16 protein-coding genes are annotated in these 16468 nt (G+C 64.9%); 11 read left to right on the plus strand and 5 right to left on the minus strand.

Annotation, left to right across the window (positions count from 1 at the left end; translation table 11 throughout):
- Nucleotides 1-20: 20 nt before the first annotated feature.
- Nucleotides 21-959, minus strand: a complete 939-nt coding sequence (locus FBY03_RS17145; protein ID WP_147173576.1) for an iron-sulfur-binding ferredoxin reductase — start codon at nucleotides 957-959, stop codon at nucleotides 21-23.
- Entirely contained in the window at nucleotides 952-2079 is a 1128-nt protein-coding gene (locus tag FBY03_RS17150) for a diguanylate cyclase (RefSeq protein ID WP_147173577.1), read from the minus strand. The genes FBY03_RS17145 and FBY03_RS17150 overlap by 8 nt, the downstream gene beginning before the upstream one ends.
- Before the next feature lie 484 nt (nucleotides 2080-2563).
- Between FBY03_RS17150 and FBY03_RS17155 the strand changes: the two genes are divergently transcribed.
- The 3 genes from FBY03_RS17155 (at nucleotide 2564) to FBY03_RS17165 (ending at nucleotide 6805) form a co-directional block, all read left to right on the plus strand.
- Nucleotides 2564-4087, plus strand: a complete 1524-nt coding sequence (locus FBY03_RS17155) for a fumarate hydratase (protein WP_147173578.1) — start codon at nucleotides 2564-2566, stop codon at nucleotides 4085-4087.
- A 329-nt stretch (nucleotides 4088-4416) separates the two neighbouring features.
- Entirely contained in the window at nucleotides 4417-5811 is a 1395-nt protein-coding gene (gene cls, locus FBY03_RS17160) for a cardiolipin synthase (RefSeq protein WP_256677958.1), read from the plus strand.
- Nucleotides 5812-5887: 76 nt separating this feature from the next.
- A complete protein-coding gene (locus tag FBY03_RS17165; RefSeq protein ID WP_147173579.1) occupies nucleotides 5888-6805 on the plus strand; it encodes a hypothetical protein in 918 nt (305 codons plus the stop codon).
- Nucleotides 6806-7013: 208 nt separating this feature from the next.
- Here the strand turns inward: FBY03_RS17165 and FBY03_RS17170 are convergent, their stop codons facing one another.
- The 3 genes from FBY03_RS17170 to FBY03_RS17180 form a co-directional block, all read right to left on the minus strand.
- A complete protein-coding gene (locus FBY03_RS17170; RefSeq protein WP_147173580.1) occupies nucleotides 7014-7262 on the minus strand; it encodes a hypothetical protein in 249 nt (82 codons plus the stop codon).
- Nucleotides 7263-7472: 210 nt separating this feature from the next.
- Entirely contained in the window at nucleotides 7473-8366 is an 894-nt protein-coding gene (locus FBY03_RS17175; protein ID WP_147173581.1) for a carbon-nitrogen hydrolase family protein, read from the minus strand.
- Nucleotides 8363-8953 carry a GNAT family N-acetyltransferase gene (locus FBY03_RS17180; RefSeq protein ID WP_147173582.1) on the minus strand — a complete coding sequence of 197 codons (591 nt, stop codon included), beginning with the start codon at nucleotides 8951-8953 and terminating at the stop codon, nucleotides 8363-8365. The genes FBY03_RS17175 and FBY03_RS17180 overlap by 4 nt, the downstream gene beginning before the upstream one ends.
- A gap of 113 nt (nucleotides 8954-9066) precedes the next feature.
- On the opposite strand from FBY03_RS17180, the gene FBY03_RS17185 reads away from it, so the two are divergent.
- From FBY03_RS17185 to FBY03_RS17220, 8 genes are all read left to right on the plus strand, one after another.
- Nucleotides 9067-9465 carry a nuclear transport factor 2 family protein gene (locus FBY03_RS17185; RefSeq protein ID WP_147173583.1) on the plus strand — a complete coding sequence of 133 codons (399 nt, stop codon included), beginning with the start codon at nucleotides 9067-9069 and terminating at the stop codon, nucleotides 9463-9465.
- Between the two features lie 228 nt (nucleotides 9466-9693).
- A complete protein-coding gene (locus FBY03_RS17190; protein ID WP_147173584.1) occupies nucleotides 9694-10383 on the plus strand; it encodes a thermostable hemolysin in 690 nt (229 codons plus the stop codon).
- Nucleotides 10367-11839: an AMP-binding protein gene (locus FBY03_RS17195; RefSeq protein ID WP_147173585.1), complete on the plus strand. Its 1473-nt coding sequence runs from the start codon at nucleotides 10367-10369 to the stop codon at nucleotides 11837-11839. Before FBY03_RS17190 ends, FBY03_RS17195 begins: the two co-directional genes overlap by 17 nt.
- On the plus strand, nucleotides 11839-12507 hold the full coding sequence (locus FBY03_RS17200; RefSeq protein ID WP_147173586.1) for a TenA family transcriptional regulator: 669 nt from the start codon (nucleotides 11839-11841) through the stop codon (nucleotides 12505-12507). Before FBY03_RS17195 ends, FBY03_RS17200 begins: the two co-directional genes overlap by 1 nt.
- On the plus strand, nucleotides 12504-13298 hold the full coding sequence (locus FBY03_RS17205; RefSeq protein ID WP_147173587.1) for an SDR family oxidoreductase: 795 nt from the start codon (nucleotides 12504-12506) through the stop codon (nucleotides 13296-13298). The genes FBY03_RS17200 and FBY03_RS17205 overlap by 4 nt, the downstream gene beginning before the upstream one ends.
- 10 nt (nucleotides 13299-13308) lie before the next feature.
- A complete protein-coding gene (locus FBY03_RS17210) occupies nucleotides 13309-13959 on the plus strand; it encodes a tetratricopeptide repeat protein (RefSeq protein WP_147173588.1) in 651 nt (216 codons plus the stop codon).
- Nucleotides 13960-14003: 44 nt separating this feature from the next.
- Nucleotides 14004-14663 carry a response regulator transcription factor gene (locus FBY03_RS17215; protein ID WP_147173589.1) on the plus strand — a complete coding sequence of 220 codons (660 nt, stop codon included), beginning with the start codon at nucleotides 14004-14006 and terminating at the stop codon, nucleotides 14661-14663.
- On the plus strand, nucleotides 14660-16156 hold the full coding sequence (locus FBY03_RS17220; protein WP_256677959.1) for a HAMP domain-containing sensor histidine kinase: 1497 nt from the start codon (nucleotides 14660-14662) through the stop codon (nucleotides 16154-16156). Before FBY03_RS17215 ends, FBY03_RS17220 begins: the two co-directional genes overlap by 4 nt.
- The last annotated feature ends 312 nt before the right edge of the window (nucleotides 16157-16468 follow it).

A 16468-nucleotide genomic window follows, 5' to 3' on the forward strand; every position in this document is an offset into this window, starting at 1 on the left:
GCCGCCCGCTGACACCTCGATTAGGCGTGCGGCAGAAACAGGTCGGCGAACACTTGGTTACGCGGCAAGCCGGCCAAATACAGGCGCCGCGCGAAGGTTTCGACACTGCTGGGGTGGCCGCAGAGTAAAGCGAGGGTTTGCCGGGAAGCAAGGCGCAGTTCGGCCAAAGCCGCTGGCAACTCGGCCGCGCAGAGCAGCTCAACCTGCACCTGGGGATGAACGGCCGCCAACGCCATCAGGGAGTCGGCCAGGTAATGTTCGGCCCGATCATGAGCCAGGTGAATAACCCGAATGGCGCCTTGGTGATCCTGGCGCAAGGCCTCACGCAGCACCCCATACAGCGGCGCCAAGCCAGTGCCGGCGGCCAACAGCCAAAGCGGTCGAGCCTGCCAATCCGGATCATAGTGCAGCGCACCACCGCGCAACTCGCCGAGGCGCAAACGCTCACCAGGGCTGAACGCCCGCGCCTCGTCACTAAACGCGCCCTGTTCGCGACAGTCCAGGTGAAACTCCAGCCAGGGGTCCTCTCCGGGCAGACTGGCCAGGGAATAAGGCCGCGCCACGCCATTCGGCGACCACAACACCAGATGTTGACCGGCGCTATAGCGCAACGGCTGTTCCGCAATCAGGCGCAGCCGTAGCACGTTGGCACTGAGCCAGTCCGTCGCCTCGACCCGAGCAGGCCGACCATCACGCACGGGGTCGAAGACCTCGACCTGCAGGTCGTCGACAATCCGGCACTGGCAAGCCAGGCGCCAGCCCTGATCCCGGAGCTGTCCACTGAGCGCCTCGGGCTTGGCGTCCACCGGCTCACCGCGCACGCAACGGACCAGGCAGGCATGGCAACTGCCCGCGCGGCAGCTGTAGGGCACGCCAATGCCACCCCGGTGCAGGGCATCCAGTAAGTTACTCATGGGCTCGACGGCTAGCCTTAGCTCACCCACCGAGAGTTCAGGCATCGGCATTCGCCCAGGTCGCGGCACAACGGTTACGCCCGCTGCGCTTGGCTTGGTAGAGTGCCTGATCGGCGCGGTGCAGCGCCTCATCCAGATCATCGTGCATATTCAATAACGTCATTCCGACCGACAAACTCAGATTATCCACTTTAACGCCCAGCGGTTCAGCCCGGTTAAACGCTTCACGCAAACGTTCGCAACAGGCGGTGAACTGATCCTCGTCGGTATTGGGCAACAACAGCACGAATTCCTCGCCGCCGTAGCGGGCGATGATGTCGCCATCACGCATGCAGGCCCGCGCCACGCCGGCGAATGTCTGCAGCACGCGATCGCCTGCAGCATGGCCATGGACATCGTTGACCCGCTTGAAATGATCCAGGTCGATCAGCGCCAGGCCATGTCGGCGTCCCGCGCGGAGACTGGTTAGCTCATGGCTGGCCAGGCGCAGAAAGTGCCGACGATTGAACAACCCGGTCAATTCGTCGGTGGCCGCCAGGTCTTCGAGCTGACGCATCATCCCGCGCAGGGTGTCCTGATGCGCCTGCAAGGCAAAGCGTCGCTGGCGCATGCGTTGACGCATGTTTTGCACATAACTGCCGAACAGACTCAACCAGAGCAGCACGGCGGCCAGGGCACTCACCTGCAAGATCGCCAGGCCCGGATCAGTTGACGGGAATACATAGGCTTCGTAGAGGTTCAGTCCGGCGAAACCGAAGAAGGCAAATACCGCGCAGCGCACGAAGACTTTGGGTGGAAGCTGGAACACGCCAAACAACAGGGTCAACATGTAGACCACCAGCAGGCTGCCGCGCCCTTCGGCGAACATGGCCAACAGCGCCGTCAACCAGGCCAGGGCCACCAGCACCTGTGGCTCGGTCAGACTCGGGTCGCTAAAGCGCAGATTTCGCCCGCTGAGAAACAAGCCCCAGAACAGCAACTGGCTGAGTGTCGCCAGACCGATGAGCAACAGCCCCGTCGCTAAGCTGACGTGAAGCACCCCCACCAGCATCGCCACCCCGCACAGCAGCACGGTCAGGGCATAAGTCGCCACTGCCATGCCGAAACGCTTCAGCAACAGGCTTTGTAGTGTTCGCTTAGCGGCCCGCTGGCGACGTAGGCTCATGGGCTCCTTCCCATACTGGCATCTAGCCGCCACTCTACCCCCGTGATCACAAAATGCCTAGCGGGTTAGCAGGCAGTTGAGCACCTGATGAGCGGCAGCCGAACAAGGCTCGACACCGCGAATTTCCTCGCCGCGCCGGCACACGACTACGGGCGCCAAAGTCGGCGCGCAGTCGGCTGCGCGCGCAGAGTTTACCTACTCGATATGACTCTTTTATTCGCGCAACCAGCCCCTCTCGGCGTATTCATGTGCACCCAAGATTGCATGCCGGGTAACGCTGCGGCCGGCACGGCAGCTTGGCTGAAGCCTGCAGTGATGGTGCACGCACGGGTCAAGCTGGGCGATCAACGACCAAGGTCGACCGCTGGCGGCTGTCCGCTGTGCCTGGTGCGCGCTATACTGCGGCGCCTTTTTTACTGTAACAGCGCGCCGGATTGTGCTCCGGTGCCCCTCGCAGTTCCTGCCCGATAAAGGAGCGCCAAGCATGACCGTGATCAAGCAAGACGACCTGATCCAGAGCGTCGCCGACGCCCTGCAGTTCATCTCCTACTACCACCCCGTGGATTTCATCCAGGCCATGCATGAGGCCTACCTGCGCGAAGAATCGCCGGCCGCGCGCGACGCCATGGCGCAGATCCTGATCAACTCGCGCATGTGCGCCACCGGTCACCGGCCGATCTGCCAGGACACCGGCATCGTCACCGTCTTCGTTCGCGTCGGCATGGACGTGCGCTGGGACGGCGCGACCATGAGCGTCGACGACATGATCAACGAGGGCGTGCGCCGCGCCTACAACCTGCCGGAAAACGTCCTGCGCGCCTCGATCCTGGCCGACCCGGCAGGCAGCCGCAAGAACACCAAGGACAACACCCCGGCGGTGATCCACTACTCCATCGTCCCCGGTGACAAGCTCGAAGTAGACGTCGCGGCCAAGGGTGGCGGCTCCGAGAACAAGTCGAAGATGGCCATGCTCAACCCCTCCGACTCGATCGTCGACTGGGTGCTGAAAACCGTGCCGACCATGGGCGCCGGCTGGTGTCCGCCGGGTATGCTCGGCATCGGCATCGGCGGCACCGCCGAGAAAGCCGCGGTGATGGCCAAGGAAGTGTTGATGGACTCCATCGACATCCACGAGCTGAAGGCCCGTGGCCCACAGAACCGCATCGAAGAACTGCGCCTGGAGCTGTTCGACAAGGTCAACCAGCTGGGCATCGGCGCCCAGGGCCTCGGCGGTCTGACCACGGTGCTCGACGTGAAGATCATGGACTACCCGACCCACGCCGCCTCCCTGCCGGTGTGCATGATTCCCAACTGCGCCGCCACCCGCCACGCCCACTTCGTGCTGGACGGCTCCGGCCCGGCCGAGCTGGAAGCGCCGCCCCTGGACGCCTACCCGGAAATCGTCTGGGAAGCCGGCCCGAGTGCGCGCCGCGTCAACCTCGACACCCTGACCCCGGAAGACGTGCAGAGCTGGAAGCCGGGCGAAACCGTGCTGCTCAACGGCAAGATGCTCACCGGCCGCGACGCCGCGCACAAGCGCATGGTCGAGATGCTCAACAAGGGTGAGCCGTTGCCGGTGGACCTCAAGGGCCGCTTCATCTATTACGTCGGCCCGGTCGATCCGGTCGGTGACGAAGTGGTCGGCCCCGCCGGCCCGACTACCGCCACGCGGATGGACAAGTTCACCCGGCAGATCCTCGAAAGCACCGGCCTGCTCGGCATGATCGGCAAGTCCGAACGTGGCCCGATCGCCATCGAGGCGATCAAGGATCACAAGGCCGTGTACCTGATGGCCGTCGGTGGCGCCGCCTACCTGGTGGCCCAGGCCATCAAGAAATCCAGGGTGCTGGCCTTCGAGGAAATGGGCATGGAGGCCATCTACGAGTTCGAGGTCAAGGACATGCCGGTGACCGTGGCAGTCGACACCAACGGCGAGTCGGTGCATACCACCGGTCCGGCGATCTGGAACAAGAAGATCGCCGAAAGCCTGGCCGTAGAAGTGAAGTAAGCGCTGCATCGCTGCAAACCAGAAGCCCGGCCCTGTGCCGGGCTTCTGCGTTTTTAACGGTGTGCAATGACCCTGCGCAACGCCAGCGCCGGGCAGCAAGCTGCATGCCGGAAGCCGTGCAAGTTGACCCTGGCCCCGCGCAGCGTCTGCACGCCAGGGACCGTTCGCTATACTGCGAGAGCTCTGCGTTGAAACGCCACCAGCACCCCGCCTGCGGCTGCTGCACGGCATGACGCTCAACGCTGAGCGCAGCGAGGGGCTGTCATCGACCGAGCGCTCGCGGCCAGTCCAACCGCGGCTCACCCCCCTCCAAACCCGGAGGCTGCCGAATGAGCTGGCCAACCCTGTCGAAGCTGACGCCTGTCCCGGCGCTGCTGTGCCTGGCATTACTCGGCGCCTGCAGCTCGTTACCAACCATCGTGCCCGACATGGTGCACAGCCCTGGTGAACCGGTGCAGCTCGACGGCACGCATGGGCCACTCTCACCTGAGCGCAGCAAGGCCATCCTCGAGCGACTCTCGGCCGGTGGTGCCGAGACCAACATATTTGACCTGCACTTGGCGGTCGAAGAGGCGGTGGTCGGCAGCCCCCTGAGCGCAGGCAACAAGGTCGAGCTGCTGCAGGACGGCCCCAGCACCTACCAGGCGATGCTCGCCGCCATAACCGCAGCGAAGGACCATATCAACATGGAGACCTTCATCCTCGACGACGACGAGGTGGGGCAACGCTTCGCGGCGGAGCTGATCGTCAAGCAGCAGGAAGGCGTGCAGGTCAACCTGATGTACGACAGCGTGGGCACCCTCGGCACACCCAAGGCGTTCTTCAAGGAGCTCGCCGAGGGCGGGGTCGATCTGCTGGAGTTCAACCCGGTCAATCCGATGACCGCCAATGCCGGCTGGGAGGTAAACCAACGCGACCATCGCAAGTTGCTGATAGTCGACGGGCGCATTGCCTTTCTCGGCGGCATCAACATCAGCAGCGTCTATTCCGGTGGCTCGCTCAGTCAGAACAGCAAGATTCGCCCCGGCGGTGAGCTGCCCTGGCGCGATACCGACCTGCAGATCGAAGGCCCAGTGGTGGCCGAGTTGCAAAAACTGTTTATCAAGACCTGGATCAAACAGAAGGGCGAGCCCCTCGTCCCGCGTAATTACCTGCCCCTGCTGGAGCCCAAAGGCAACGAGGTGGTGCGCGCCATCGGCAGCTCGCCGGAAGAACCCTACAGCCTGATCTACGCCACCTTGATCTCCGCCCTGCGCAGCGCGCAGAGCGAAATCTGGCTGACCAACGCCTACTTCGTCCCCGACCCGCAACTGCTGACCGCCCTTAAGCAAGCCGTGGCACGGGGTGTCGACGTGCGCCTGGTGCTGCCCAGCAGCACCGATTCGTGGCTGGTGTTCCACGCCAGCCGGGCCAACTTCAGCGAACTGCTGGAGGCGGGCGTCAAACTGTACGAGCGCCGCGGGGCATTGCTGCATGTGAAAACTGCGGTGATCGACGGCGTGTGGTCCACGGTCGGCTCGACCAACCTCGACTGGCGCAGTTTTCTGCACAACTACGAAGTCAACGCCGTGGTGCTCGGCAACGAATTCGGCGAGAAGATGCGCACCGCATTCCAGGAGGACCAGGCCAACTCGAATGAGATCACCCTGCAACAATGGCGACGCCGCTCACTCCTGGTGAGAGCCAAGGAACTGGCCGCGCGCATCTGGGAGTACTGGCTGTGACCCGCACCCAGGGTGAGCGGGACATACCGCCAGGACGCCTTGCGTCGAACTGCGCCGGCCAGGCGGCGAGAGCAGGATGACGGTTGTCGCCGCGAAACACGTTCGCCTGGCCAGGCTGCTGCGGGCGGCCCTGCTCTGCACGCTGGGCGCCGTGTCTCTGGCCCATGCCCAGGACGCCGCCAGCCTGAAGGCGCACTACGCGAATTTGCGCGAACAGCTGACCCACAACCAGTTCCACCGCCCGCTCTACCTCGAATCGAAGGAGGCCTCTGGCGACTTGAGCGGCGATATCTATGCGCTGCTCGAGCAACCCTATGCCGAGGTCGGTCCGGCGCTACAGGGCATCGACCACTGGTGCGACATTCTGATCCTGCACCTAAACGTGAAGAGCTGTAGCACCTCCACGGCCAAGGGCGACGACAGACTGAGCCTGAACATCGGCCGCAAGTCCGACCAGCCGCTGGACGAAGCCTACCCGGTCGAGTTCCGCTATGAGCGGGTGACCGCCAGCCCCGACTACCTGCAACTGATGCTCAAGGCCGCCGAAGGACCGCTAGGCACCAACCACTACCGCATCGCGCTCGAAGTGGTGGCGCTGGATGCTCAGCGCAGCTTCCTGCACCTGTCGTATTCATACGCTTACGGCATGGCCGCCAACGTGGCCATGCAGGGCTACCTGGCGACGATCGGGCGCAACAAGGTGGGATTCAGCGTCGTCGACCGCGCAGACGACGGTCAGCCCGTGTATATAGCCGGCATGCGCGGGGTGGTCGAGCGCAACACCATGCGTTACTTCCTGGCGATCGAGGCTTACCTGGGCGCCCTGGCGACGGCGCCCCAGGAGCGCCTCGAAAAACGCCTGAATGACTGGTTTACCGGCATCGAACGCTACCCGCGCCAGCTGCACGAACTCGAACGCGGCGAGTACCTCGCCATGAAGCACAAGGAAATCCTGCGCCAGCGGGCACTGGAGTCCACCGAACAACCGAATTGAGTTGCGTGGACACAGCGCCTTCCCGCAGTGCCCCTTGCGCTGGCAGCGCTTCAGCCAATCGCAGAATCGCCTGGCGCTGCACCTGCCCGTACAGGACGCGAGCCCGTTCGTGGGCTCAGCGCGAGACCGTCACCGCAGCCACCCTCTCGGCCCCACGGCAACCCGCCACCCGCAGTGGCGGGCGGTTCCCAGCCATGCACCGCGCACGCTAGAACAGCGTGTTGCCCTGATCGAGGCTCTGGTCCACCAGCCATTTGCCGTGGGCGATGGAAGAGCGCTGCGCACTCTCCAGCTCGGCCAGAAATGCATGCTGGATGGGCAGTGGTATGCGCTTGGTGGTGCGGCCGTCGGGCGTGGTGATATGGCAGCCCCCCGCCCAGGGAGTGGGGATGCCCGGATGCTCCACTACGTCCGCAGTGATGGTGTAATCGCGGTGAACACATTGTTGCATGCTCATGGGATCGACCTCGCTGTTGAACTAGCTTGTTCAGGCCTGTTTACCGATGACTCGATCAACACTGGCCTGATGCTTCGGCACCGGTGTTGCCACTCAATGGCTGCACCGGAGCATCCTGCTTACGCTGATTTTTTTACGATATAGCACATGCCAATCGTCGTGCGGCAGTGGCCGACGAGGGGCACCCAGGTACGGTCTGCTTGCGAGCGGTCACTCCGTCCGACGAATCGCCAGGCGCCCCGCGGCAAACTGCTCCGGCCAGTCGCGGCGAGTGAACACCTGCCCCTGTGCGCGCAGGTCACGCACTTGCTGCAGGTCCAGCTCGCAGATCAGCCACTGGCTGCTAGCGGGGCAGAGTTCGGCGCTTTCGCCGAGTATTCCGTTGGCCGGCATGCCGTAGTCCGAGGGCACGTAGAGCGCGGCGCGGCCGATGTTCTCATCCAGCGCTGGCGACCAGGGCGCCAGGCCGACGGTAGGCGCCTGCAGCACCGCAATCTGGTTTTCCAGGGCACGCGCCTGGGCGCCGATGCGCACGCGCTGGAAGCCCGCCTCGGTGTCGGTGCAACTGGGTGCCAGGATCAGGTCGACACCGGCTTCGGCCAGGCCGTGCGCCAGCATGGGGAATTCGTTGTCGTAGCAGATCAGGATGCCCAGCCTGCCCAGCGCCGTGTCGAACAGCCGCAGGCCGCTGCCGGGCTCGATGTGCCAGTGCTCTCGCTCGAAGCGGGTCATGATCAGTTTGTCCTGGCTGCCCAGGTTACCCTCGGGGCCGAACAGCCAGGCGCGGTTGCGGTAGCAGCCGTCGGCGTCCAGCACCGGCAGCGAACCGGGCTGCAGGTAGACGCCCAGGCGCTGAGCCAGACCTTCACACAGCGCCAACCAGGCTGGCAGCAACGGCTGGATACCGGCGATGGCGCCCTGCAGATCGCCGCGTTGCTCGGCCGGCAGTTGCCCGCTGAGCACCAGCCCGGCGTACTCCGGCAACAGCAGCAGTTGCGCGCCTTGCTGCGCGGCCTCTTCGCACAGCACCGTCAGGTGACGCGCGTAGGCCTCCCAAGTCTCCAGCAGGTCGATGTGGTACTGACACGCGGCGAGCCTGATCATCGGCACAGCGCCTTGATCCAGAACGACATGGGTTTGGCCGACTCAGTACGTTCGTCGAGGTCCTGCCAGACCATCTCGGTGCGCAGTTCGGGATGCTGCCGATAGCCGCGGTTGCCCCAGAAGGCATTCAGCGGTTGGTAGTCGGCCGGACGACGCGGATGCTCCAGCGGGCGCTCGACCGTGCAGAAGGCGCACCAGTCGAAGCGCTCGAGGCGCCGCGCGTACGTTTCACGCTCGCTAAAGAAGCGCACGCCGAGGCCCTGGCCACGGTACTCCGGCAGCAGCACCGACTCGCCGAAATAGAAGACCCGCTGAGGGTTCCAGCCATCTTCGACGAAGGGTCGCTGCAACGCCTCGGTTTCATCGGCCAACGGCAGGCCGGTGGAGGCGCCGACCACCCGGCCCTGCTCCAGCGCCAGAACGAACAGGCTGTCGCGCGATTGCGCGTAGGTGCTCAGGTACTCGGTTTCATAGGCGAGCGAGCCCGCATAGAGGTAGGGAAACTCGCGGAACACGGCGATGCGCAGGCGCGCCAGATCGTCGAGATAGGGGGCGATGGCCGAGCCATGCAGCAGGCGGATATCCATAGGGCGGGTCGTTCGGTCGTAGGGCGATGACGCTGGCGGCTAAGCCGGCACTAAAGGGAAAACTTAACATAGCGCTCTTCCCCGATTAACCCGGGTACGACAGGAGTTTTCGCATGACCGCAACCGAACTGGTCGAAGCCTACTACGCCGCGTTCAATGCCGGCGACATGCCGGCCTTCCTTGCACTGCTGAGCGATGACGTAGTGCACGACATCAACCAGGGTGAGCGCCAGGTGGGCAAGGCGACCTTCGCGGCGTTCATGGACAAGATGAACCGCTGCTACCGCGAACGCCTCAGCGACATCCAGGTGATGCAGAACGCCGACGGCAGCCGCGCCGCCGCCGAGTTCGTGGTGCACGGCGAATACCTGGCCGACGACGAAGGCCTGCCCCCGGCCCAGGGCCAGACCTACGTGCTGCCGGCTGGCGCCTTCTTCGAGATCCGCGCCGGCAAGGTGGCGCGGATCAGCAACTACTACAACCTCAACGACTGGATCGCCCAGGTCGGCTAAACCGCGCCGCCACAGCCTGGGAGCGACTGCAACCAACCCGCTCTCGCGCCGTGACTACAGGCAACGCGGCCAAGGCCGCTGCCACCTGGTTTTCGCAGCCTAGGTCTGCAAGACGCCAGCCACCAGCCACTCCCTCAGCGTAAATTCGCCGACCCACTGGCACGCTTAAGCCTGGGTTAAGACTCGCAAGCGACACTCGAACCCAGGTTCACCAACGAGGTTCCGCCAATGGACCTGCCCTGGGTGTTGCATGACCACGCCGTGGCCCAAATTGGCCGCGAACAGCCATTTAGCCTGTACCTCGCACAAACGCACAGCCCGCGCCGCCGGGGTTACGAAGCCTTTATTCAGCAGCGCTTCGCCGCGCACCACGGTGCCCGCGTACGGCACTTCATGCCCTGTCTGCTGGGCCTGGAAGACGCCAACGGCCAGTTGCTCGGCGTAGTCGGTTTACGCAGCGGCGCCAGCGACTCGCTGTTTCTCGAACGTTACCTGAACCAGTCGATTGAAACCCTGATCGCGGCGCAGCACCCGCGCCACGCACCACGCCGTGGGCAAATCATCGAAGTCGGCAACCTGGCGGCCGGCAACCCCGGCACGGCGCGCCTGCTGATCGTCGCCCTGACCGACCTGCTGGTGGCCTTGGGCTTTCGCTGGGTGACCTTCACCGGCACCCCCGGCCTGCTCAACAGCTTCCGGCGTTTGGGCCTGACGCCCTTGCCCCTGGCCCCGGCCACCCCGCAGAGCATGGGCGACGAGTTGGCCGACTGGGGCCGCTATTACGACCAGCAGCCACAGGTGATGGCCGGCGACATCTATGCCGGACACCAGCGCCTGCTGCACGTCGGCGCTTACCCGCGACTCGGCCACCGCCCCTTGTACAGCCTGGAGAACCTGCCCGATGTGGCCTGCCGCTGAAGCCCTGTTCCACCACCTGAGTCAGCAGGGCGAGCGGATCGCCCTGAGCGACGGCAGCCGCCAGTTGAGCTACCGGCAACTGCTCGACGACCTGCAACAACGCAGCGAGCAGCTGCGGCGCAGCGGCGTCCAGCGCGTCGCCCTGGCCCTGGATAACGGCATCGACTGGGTCCTCTGGGACCTGGCCGCGCTCAAGGCCGGCCTGGTCTGCGTTCCCCTGCCCGGCTTCTTCTCCGCCGCGCAACAGCAGCATGTGCTGGACAGCGCCGGTGTCGACTGCCTGATCGGCGCGAATCTCGCCGAGTACCGCGACCTGGGTTTCGCCGAAATGGCCGGCGGCCTGCTGCAACGCCCGCTCGATCGACCCGCGGTGCTGCCCGTCGGCACCTGCAAGATCACCTACACCTCGGGCACCACCGGGCAGCCGAAAGGCGTGTGCCTGGACGCGCAGACCCAGCTGCGGGTCGCCGACAGCCTGTATCGAGCCAGCGCCTCCTGCCGAATAGAACACCATCTGTGCGTGTTGCCGCTGGCCACCCTGCTGGAGAACATCGCCGGGGTCTATGCGCCGCTGCTGGCCGGCGCGCGCATCGAGTTGCGGCCCATGGCGCAGATCGGCCTGCAGGGCGCCAGCCAGTTCGACCTGCCGCGCTTTCTCGACACGCTGAACAGCGTTCAGCCGCACAGCCTGATCCTCCTGCCGCAACTGCTGCTGGCGCTGGTCAGTGCCGCCGAACAAGGCCTGCCACTGCCGGCCTCGCTGCGTTTCATCGCGGTCGGTGGCGGCCGCGTGGCGCCACAGTTGCTGCGGCGGTCCGAGGCCCTGGGGCTGCCGGTGTTCGAGGGCTACGGCCTGTCCGAGTGCGCCTCGGTGGTCTGCCTGAACACCCCGCAGCAGCGGCGTATCGGCACGGTCGGCCTCCCGCTCGCGCACCTCGAGCTGCGCCTGGGCGCCGATCAGGAGGTGCAGGTCAGAGGCCCGCGCATGCTCGGCTACCTGGGCGAACCAGCCCCCGAAGGTGAATGGCTGGGCACCGGCGATCTGGGGCACTTCGTCGACGGCTTCCTGATCCTGCACGGGCGCAAGAAGCACCAGTTCGTCACCGCCTTCGGCCGCAACGTCAATCCGGAGTGGGTCGAGGCCGAACTGGTTCAGCAATTGCCCATCGCCCAGGCCTGGCTGCACGGCGAGGCGCTGCCGGCCAACGTCGCGGTGCTGGTGCCGCGGTTCGCCAGGATCAGCGATCGACAGTTGGCCGAGGCCGTCGACCAAGTCAACCAGACCTTGCCGGACTACGCCCAGGTACACCACTGGCTGCGCGCCGAGCAGCCGTTCAGTGCCGCCAACCAACTTGCTACCGCCAACGGCCGGCTGCGCCGCGCGGCGCTCTATGAACGCTACCAAGCCGCCATCGATGCGCTGATGGTCGACGAATCCAGCTACGGAGACGCCTGATGAACTTCTATGAGTCCCTGCTCGAACAAACCCGCAGCGAACGCGAATTCCTGATCGGCGCGCCGATCATTCAGCAGGCCTTGGCCGGCGCGGTCAGCCTCGACAGCTATGTGGCCTTCCTCCGCGAGGCCTACCACCACGTCAAACACACGGTGCCGCTGCTGATGGCCTGTGGCGCGCGCCTGCCGGAACGCCTGGAGTGGCTGCGCGAGGCGATCACCGAGTACATCGAGGAGGAATACGGTCACCAGGAGTGGGTACTCAACGATATCCGCGCCTGCGGCGGTAACCCCGATGTGGTGCGCGGCAGCGTGCCCAAGCTGGCCACCGAGCTGATGGTCAGCTACGTCTACGACCGCGTTGCCCGGCATAATCCGGTGAGTTTCTTCGGTATGGTCACCGTGCTGGAGGGCACCAGCATCGCCCTGGCCACCCAGGTCGCCGGGATCATTCAGGACAAATTGCAACTGCCCGCCACCGCCTTCAGCTACCTGAATTCCCACGGCAACCTCGATCTGGAGCACATCGAGTTGCTGAAGCGACTGATGGACCGCCTGGACAACGCCGACGACCAGGCCGCCGTGGTGCACACCGCCAAGGTGGTCTACCGCCTGTATGGCGAGATGTTCCGCAGCCTGCCGCTGGCCGCCTCGGAGCGCTTTTCATGAAGCTGGCAGACTGCCGGGCACTGCTCACCGGCGCCAGCGGCGGCATCGGCCAGGCGCTGGTCGAGCAACTGGTCGCCGGCGGCGCGCACCTGCTGCTAGTCGGGCGCCAGCAAGGCGCGCTGGAAAGCCTGGCGCTGCGCTTCCCCGAGCAGGTCGAAGTGTTCCAGGCCGACCTCTGCGAACGCAGCGGACGCGCGGCAGTGGTCGCCGCCGCGCAGCGCTTCGGCGGCCTGAATACCCTGATCAATGCGGCCGGAGTCAATCGCTTCAGCCTGCTCGAACAGCACGACGAAGAGGACATCGCCGAACTGATCGGACTCAACGTCACAGCCACCCTGCAGCTGACCCACCGCCTGTTGCCATTGTTGCGCCAGCAAGAGCGGGCGCTGGTGGTCAACCTCGGCTCGACCTTCGGCTCCATCGGCTACCCGGGGTTTGCCGCTTACTGTGCCAGCAAATTCGCCCTGCGCGGTTTCTCCGAAGCCCTGCGCCGGGAGCTGGCCGACACCCCGATCAAGGTCTTGTACTTCGCCCCGCGCGCCACGCGCACGGCGATGAACGCGGCCAATGTGGTGGCACTGAACGACGAACTCAAGGTAAGCATGGACGAGCCGCACAGCGTCGCCGCGCAGCTGCTGGCGGCGATCCGCCGGGAACGCGAGGAGGCCTACCTGGGCTGGCCGGAAAAACTCTTCGTGCGCCTCAACACGCTGCTGCCGCGCGTGGTCGACCAGGCGTTGCGCAAGCAATTGCCGGTGATCCAGCGCTTCGCCCGCAACAAACACCCCTAGGAGATCGCTCATGCAAGCTGTCCGCTCCGCCCTGTGCGCCCTGCTCTGCCTCGCCAGCCTGCCGGCCTTCGCCCTCAGCGAACAGAGCCAGCAACAGTTGCAGCAGCTGCAAAGCCGCTGGGCCGAGATCAACTATCAACTGCCGGCCAAGCAGCGTGAGACTGCGTTCGCCAGCCTCAGCGCGCAGGCGCAACAGCTGCTCGACACTGAGCCCAAGGCCGCCGAACTGCTGATCTGGCGCGGCATCATTCTCAGCACCTATGCCGGCGCCAAGGGCGGACTCGGCGCCCTGGACCTGGTCAAGCAGGCCAAGGCCAGCCTGGAGCAGGCCCTGCAACTGGACGCCAAGGCCCTCGACGGCTCGGCCTACACCAGCCTCGGTAGCCTCTACTACCAGGTGCCCGGCTGGCCGATCGGTTTCGGCGACGACGACAAAGCCGAAGCGCTGCTCAAGCAAGCCCTGGCCCTCAACCCCAACGGTATCGATCCGAACTACTTCTATGGCGACTTCCTGCTGCGCGAGAAGCGCTATGCCGAGGCCAAGGTGGCCCTGGAGAAAGCCCAGCAGGCCCCCGATCGCCCAGGCCGGGCGCTCGCCGACCAGGGCCGCCGCCTGGAGATCAAGGCGCTGCTGGAAAAGCTCGACGGCAAGCTGGACTAACTGCGCACCTAGGGTCTTGAATAGGTAAAACAGGGAGTTTCTCCATGCGCATTCTGCTGGTCGAAGACGACAAGGCCCTCGGTGAAGGCATCCGCACTGCCCTCAAGCCCGAGGGTTATACCGTTGACTGGGTGCAGGATGGCAGCAGCGCGTTGCACGCCCTGAGCGAGGAGAGCTTCGAGCTGGCGGTACTCGACCTCGGCCTGCCCCGCATGGACGGCCTGCAGGTGCTCAAGCGCTTGCGCGCCGCCGCCAATCCGGTGCCGGTATTGGTCCTGACCGCCCGTGACTCCACCGCCGATCGCATCGCAGGTCTGGATGCCGGCGCCGACGATTACCTGGTCAAACCCTTCGCTGTGGCCGAACTCAAGGCTCGCCTGCGCGCCTTGCTGCGGCGCAGCTTCAACCGCCCACAACCGCTGCTGGAATACCGGGGCATCAGCCTCGACCTGGTCAGCCAGGCAGTGAGTTTTCGCGGTCAGACCGTCAACCTGCAGCGCAAGGAGTTTCTCCTGCTGCATGAACTGCTCGCCCAGCCGGGCCGGGTGCTGACCCGCGACAAGCTGCAACAGGCGCTCTACGGCTGGGACGAGGAGGTGGAGAGCAACGCACTGGAAGTGCACGTGCATCACCTGCGCAAGAAGTTCTTCCCGGAATTGATCCGCACCGTACGCGGCGTCGGTTATCTGGTGGACAAGGTTTGATCCGCTCGATCCGCGCACGCACCCTGCTGCTGGTACTCGGCTTGCTGATCCTGTCGACGAGCCTGATCGCCTACAAGAGCTACCGCGATGCCCAGCACGAAATCGAGGAATTGTTCGACGCTCAACTGGCGCAAACCGCGCGCCTGCTCGCCGGCGTAGTCGCTCGCGACATGCCCCTCGCGGCTCGCCAGAGGCTCCAGGAAGCACTCGATCAGGCGGCCCAGGCACAGCACAACAAGGCCGACAATGCGTTTTCCAGCGGCCACCCCTACGAAAGCAAGCTGGCCTTCCAAGTACTCGATGAACAGGGTCAAGTCGTTCTGCAATCGGTCAGCGCCCCCAGCGGCGTACTCGAGCAGATGGTCAGCGACCTGGTGCAGGCGGATAGAGGCAGCCCGGTGCTGCTGCCGGGCGAACCCCTGAGCAATATCGCCGGACACCTGGCCGGCTATCACAGGGTGACGCTGGATCAGTACCACTGGCGGCTGTTCATTCTGCGCGACGTGCGCGATGGCCACTGGATCCTGGTCGGCGAGCGGGAAGACGTGCGCGGTGAACTGGTGACGAAGATAACCCTGCGCAGCCTGTTACCCGACCTGTTTGGCCTGCCCTTGCTCGCCCTGCTGGTATGGCTGGCAATAGGTTGGGGCCTGCAGCCGCTGCAGCGCATGGCGGCGCTGATCAGGGCGCGCACGCCTGACAATCTGGCACCGCTGCTGCTGGCACCGCTGCCGAGCGAACTGGAACCGATCAGCGCGTCGCTCAACCGCCTGCTGCTGCAAGTCAACCAGCTGCTCGACCAGGAGAAGCGCTTTATCGCCGATGCCGCCCATGAGTTGCGCACCCCGCTGGCGGTGCTGCGCATCCATGCGCAAAACGCTCTGGATGCCGCCGAACCGAGTGACCGCGAGGAAGCGCTGCGCCAGCTGGGAATCGGCGTCGAACGCGCGACCCGGGTGATTGCCCAGCTGCTGACATTGGCCCGCCTCGACCCCAGCGTGGTGCAACTGGCCATGGTCGAACTGGACCTGCTCGGGTTTGTCCGTAACGAACTGGCCGAACTCACCCCGCTCGCCCTTGAGCATGACCAGGAGCTGATCCTCGAGGCGATAGAGCCAGGCGATTTTCGGCTGCTCGGCGATGCTCCCAGCCTGGGCACCCTGCTGCAAAACCTGATCGGCAACGCCGTGCACTACACCCCAACAGGCGGGCAGATTCGAGTGATCGTGGAGGTTCAGGCCGATGCCCTGCTGTTGCGCGTGCAAGACAGCGGCCCCGGCGTCGCGGCCAGTCAGCGCGAGAAACTCTTCGAACGCTTCTATCGTCAGGGCGAAGGCCAGGGCGCCGGCCTGGGCCTGTCGATCGTGCGCCGGGTGGTCGAACTGCACCGCGGCAGCATCCACCTGACTGAGTCGCCGCTGGGCGGACTGGAGGCATGCGTACGCCTGCCGCGCCGCCTGGAGAACGGCATGCGGGACCTTCGGCCCCATTGATCAACCAGCCTGGCAGGGTACCGGCCAGAACTGGGGTTGCGGGGACGATCAAACAACATTGACCTGATAGGGTGGGGTCGAGAAACGGGGCCATCGACCCGCACAACGATAACGTCTGCGGGCTGTAACCCCTGGCTTGTTACGCGGTAAACAGAGCGGCCAAGCAATATTGCTGAAGGACCTGCCACGACAGGCCGCAGTCGACCGATTCTGTTGAAAAAGTCCCTCTGCGATTTCAGCCCACAATAGTGCATGCCTGACATTGAAAGCTGAGTAATTTTTGGACATTGATCGCCCTGAATTTCACGTATC

It is taken from the genome of Pseudomonas sp. SJZ079 (genome assembly GCF_007993865.1).
GTDB lineage: Bacteria > Pseudomonadota > Gammaproteobacteria > Pseudomonadales > Pseudomonadaceae > Aquipseudomonas.

Bases quoted from the DNA above. Each gene is read 5' to 3' on its own strand.
- FBY03_RS17145 (WP_147173576.1), bottom strand. From the start codon at position 959: ATGCCTGAACTCTCGGTGGGTGAGCTAAGGCTAGCCGTCGAGCCCATG.
- FBY03_RS17150 (WP_147173577.1), bottom strand. From the start codon at position 2,079: ATGAGCCTACGTCGCCAGCGGGCCGCTAAGCGAACACTACAAAGCCTG.
- FBY03_RS17155 (WP_147173578.1), top strand. From the start codon at position 2,564: ATGACCGTGATCAAGCAAGACGACCTGATCCAGAGCGTCGCCGACGCC.
- cls (WP_256677958.1), top strand. From the start codon at position 4,417: ATGAGCTGGCCAACCCTGTCGAAGCTGACGCCTGTCCCGGCGCTGCTG.
- FBY03_RS17165 (WP_147173579.1), top strand. From the start codon at position 5,888: ATGACGGTTGTCGCCGCGAAACACGTTCGCCTGGCCAGGCTGCTGCGG.
- FBY03_RS17170 (WP_147173580.1), bottom strand. From the start codon at position 7,262: ATGAGCATGCAACAATGTGTTCACCGCGATTACACCATCACTGCGGAC.
- FBY03_RS17175 (WP_147173581.1), bottom strand. From the start codon at position 8,366: ATGATCAGGCTCGCCGCGTGTCAGTACCACATCGACCTGCTGGAGACT.
- FBY03_RS17180 (WP_147173582.1), bottom strand. From the start codon at position 8,953: ATGGATATCCGCCTGCTGCATGGCTCGGCCATCGCCCCCTATCTCGAC.
- FBY03_RS17185 (WP_147173583.1), top strand. From the start codon at position 9,067: ATGACCGCAACCGAACTGGTCGAAGCCTACTACGCCGCGTTCAATGCC.
- FBY03_RS17190 (WP_147173584.1), top strand. From the start codon at position 9,694: ATGGACCTGCCCTGGGTGTTGCATGACCACGCCGTGGCCCAAATTGGC.
- FBY03_RS17195 (WP_147173585.1), top strand. From the start codon at position 10,367: ATGTGGCCTGCCGCTGAAGCCCTGTTCCACCACCTGAGTCAGCAGGGC.
- FBY03_RS17200 (WP_147173586.1), top strand. From the start codon at position 11,839: ATGAACTTCTATGAGTCCCTGCTCGAACAAACCCGCAGCGAACGCGAA.
- FBY03_RS17205 (WP_147173587.1), top strand. From the start codon at position 12,504: ATGAAGCTGGCAGACTGCCGGGCACTGCTCACCGGCGCCAGCGGCGGC.
- FBY03_RS17210 (WP_147173588.1), top strand. From the start codon at position 13,309: ATGCAAGCTGTCCGCTCCGCCCTGTGCGCCCTGCTCTGCCTCGCCAGC.
- FBY03_RS17215 (WP_147173589.1), top strand. From the start codon at position 14,004: ATGCGCATTCTGCTGGTCGAAGACGACAAGGCCCTCGGTGAAGGCATC.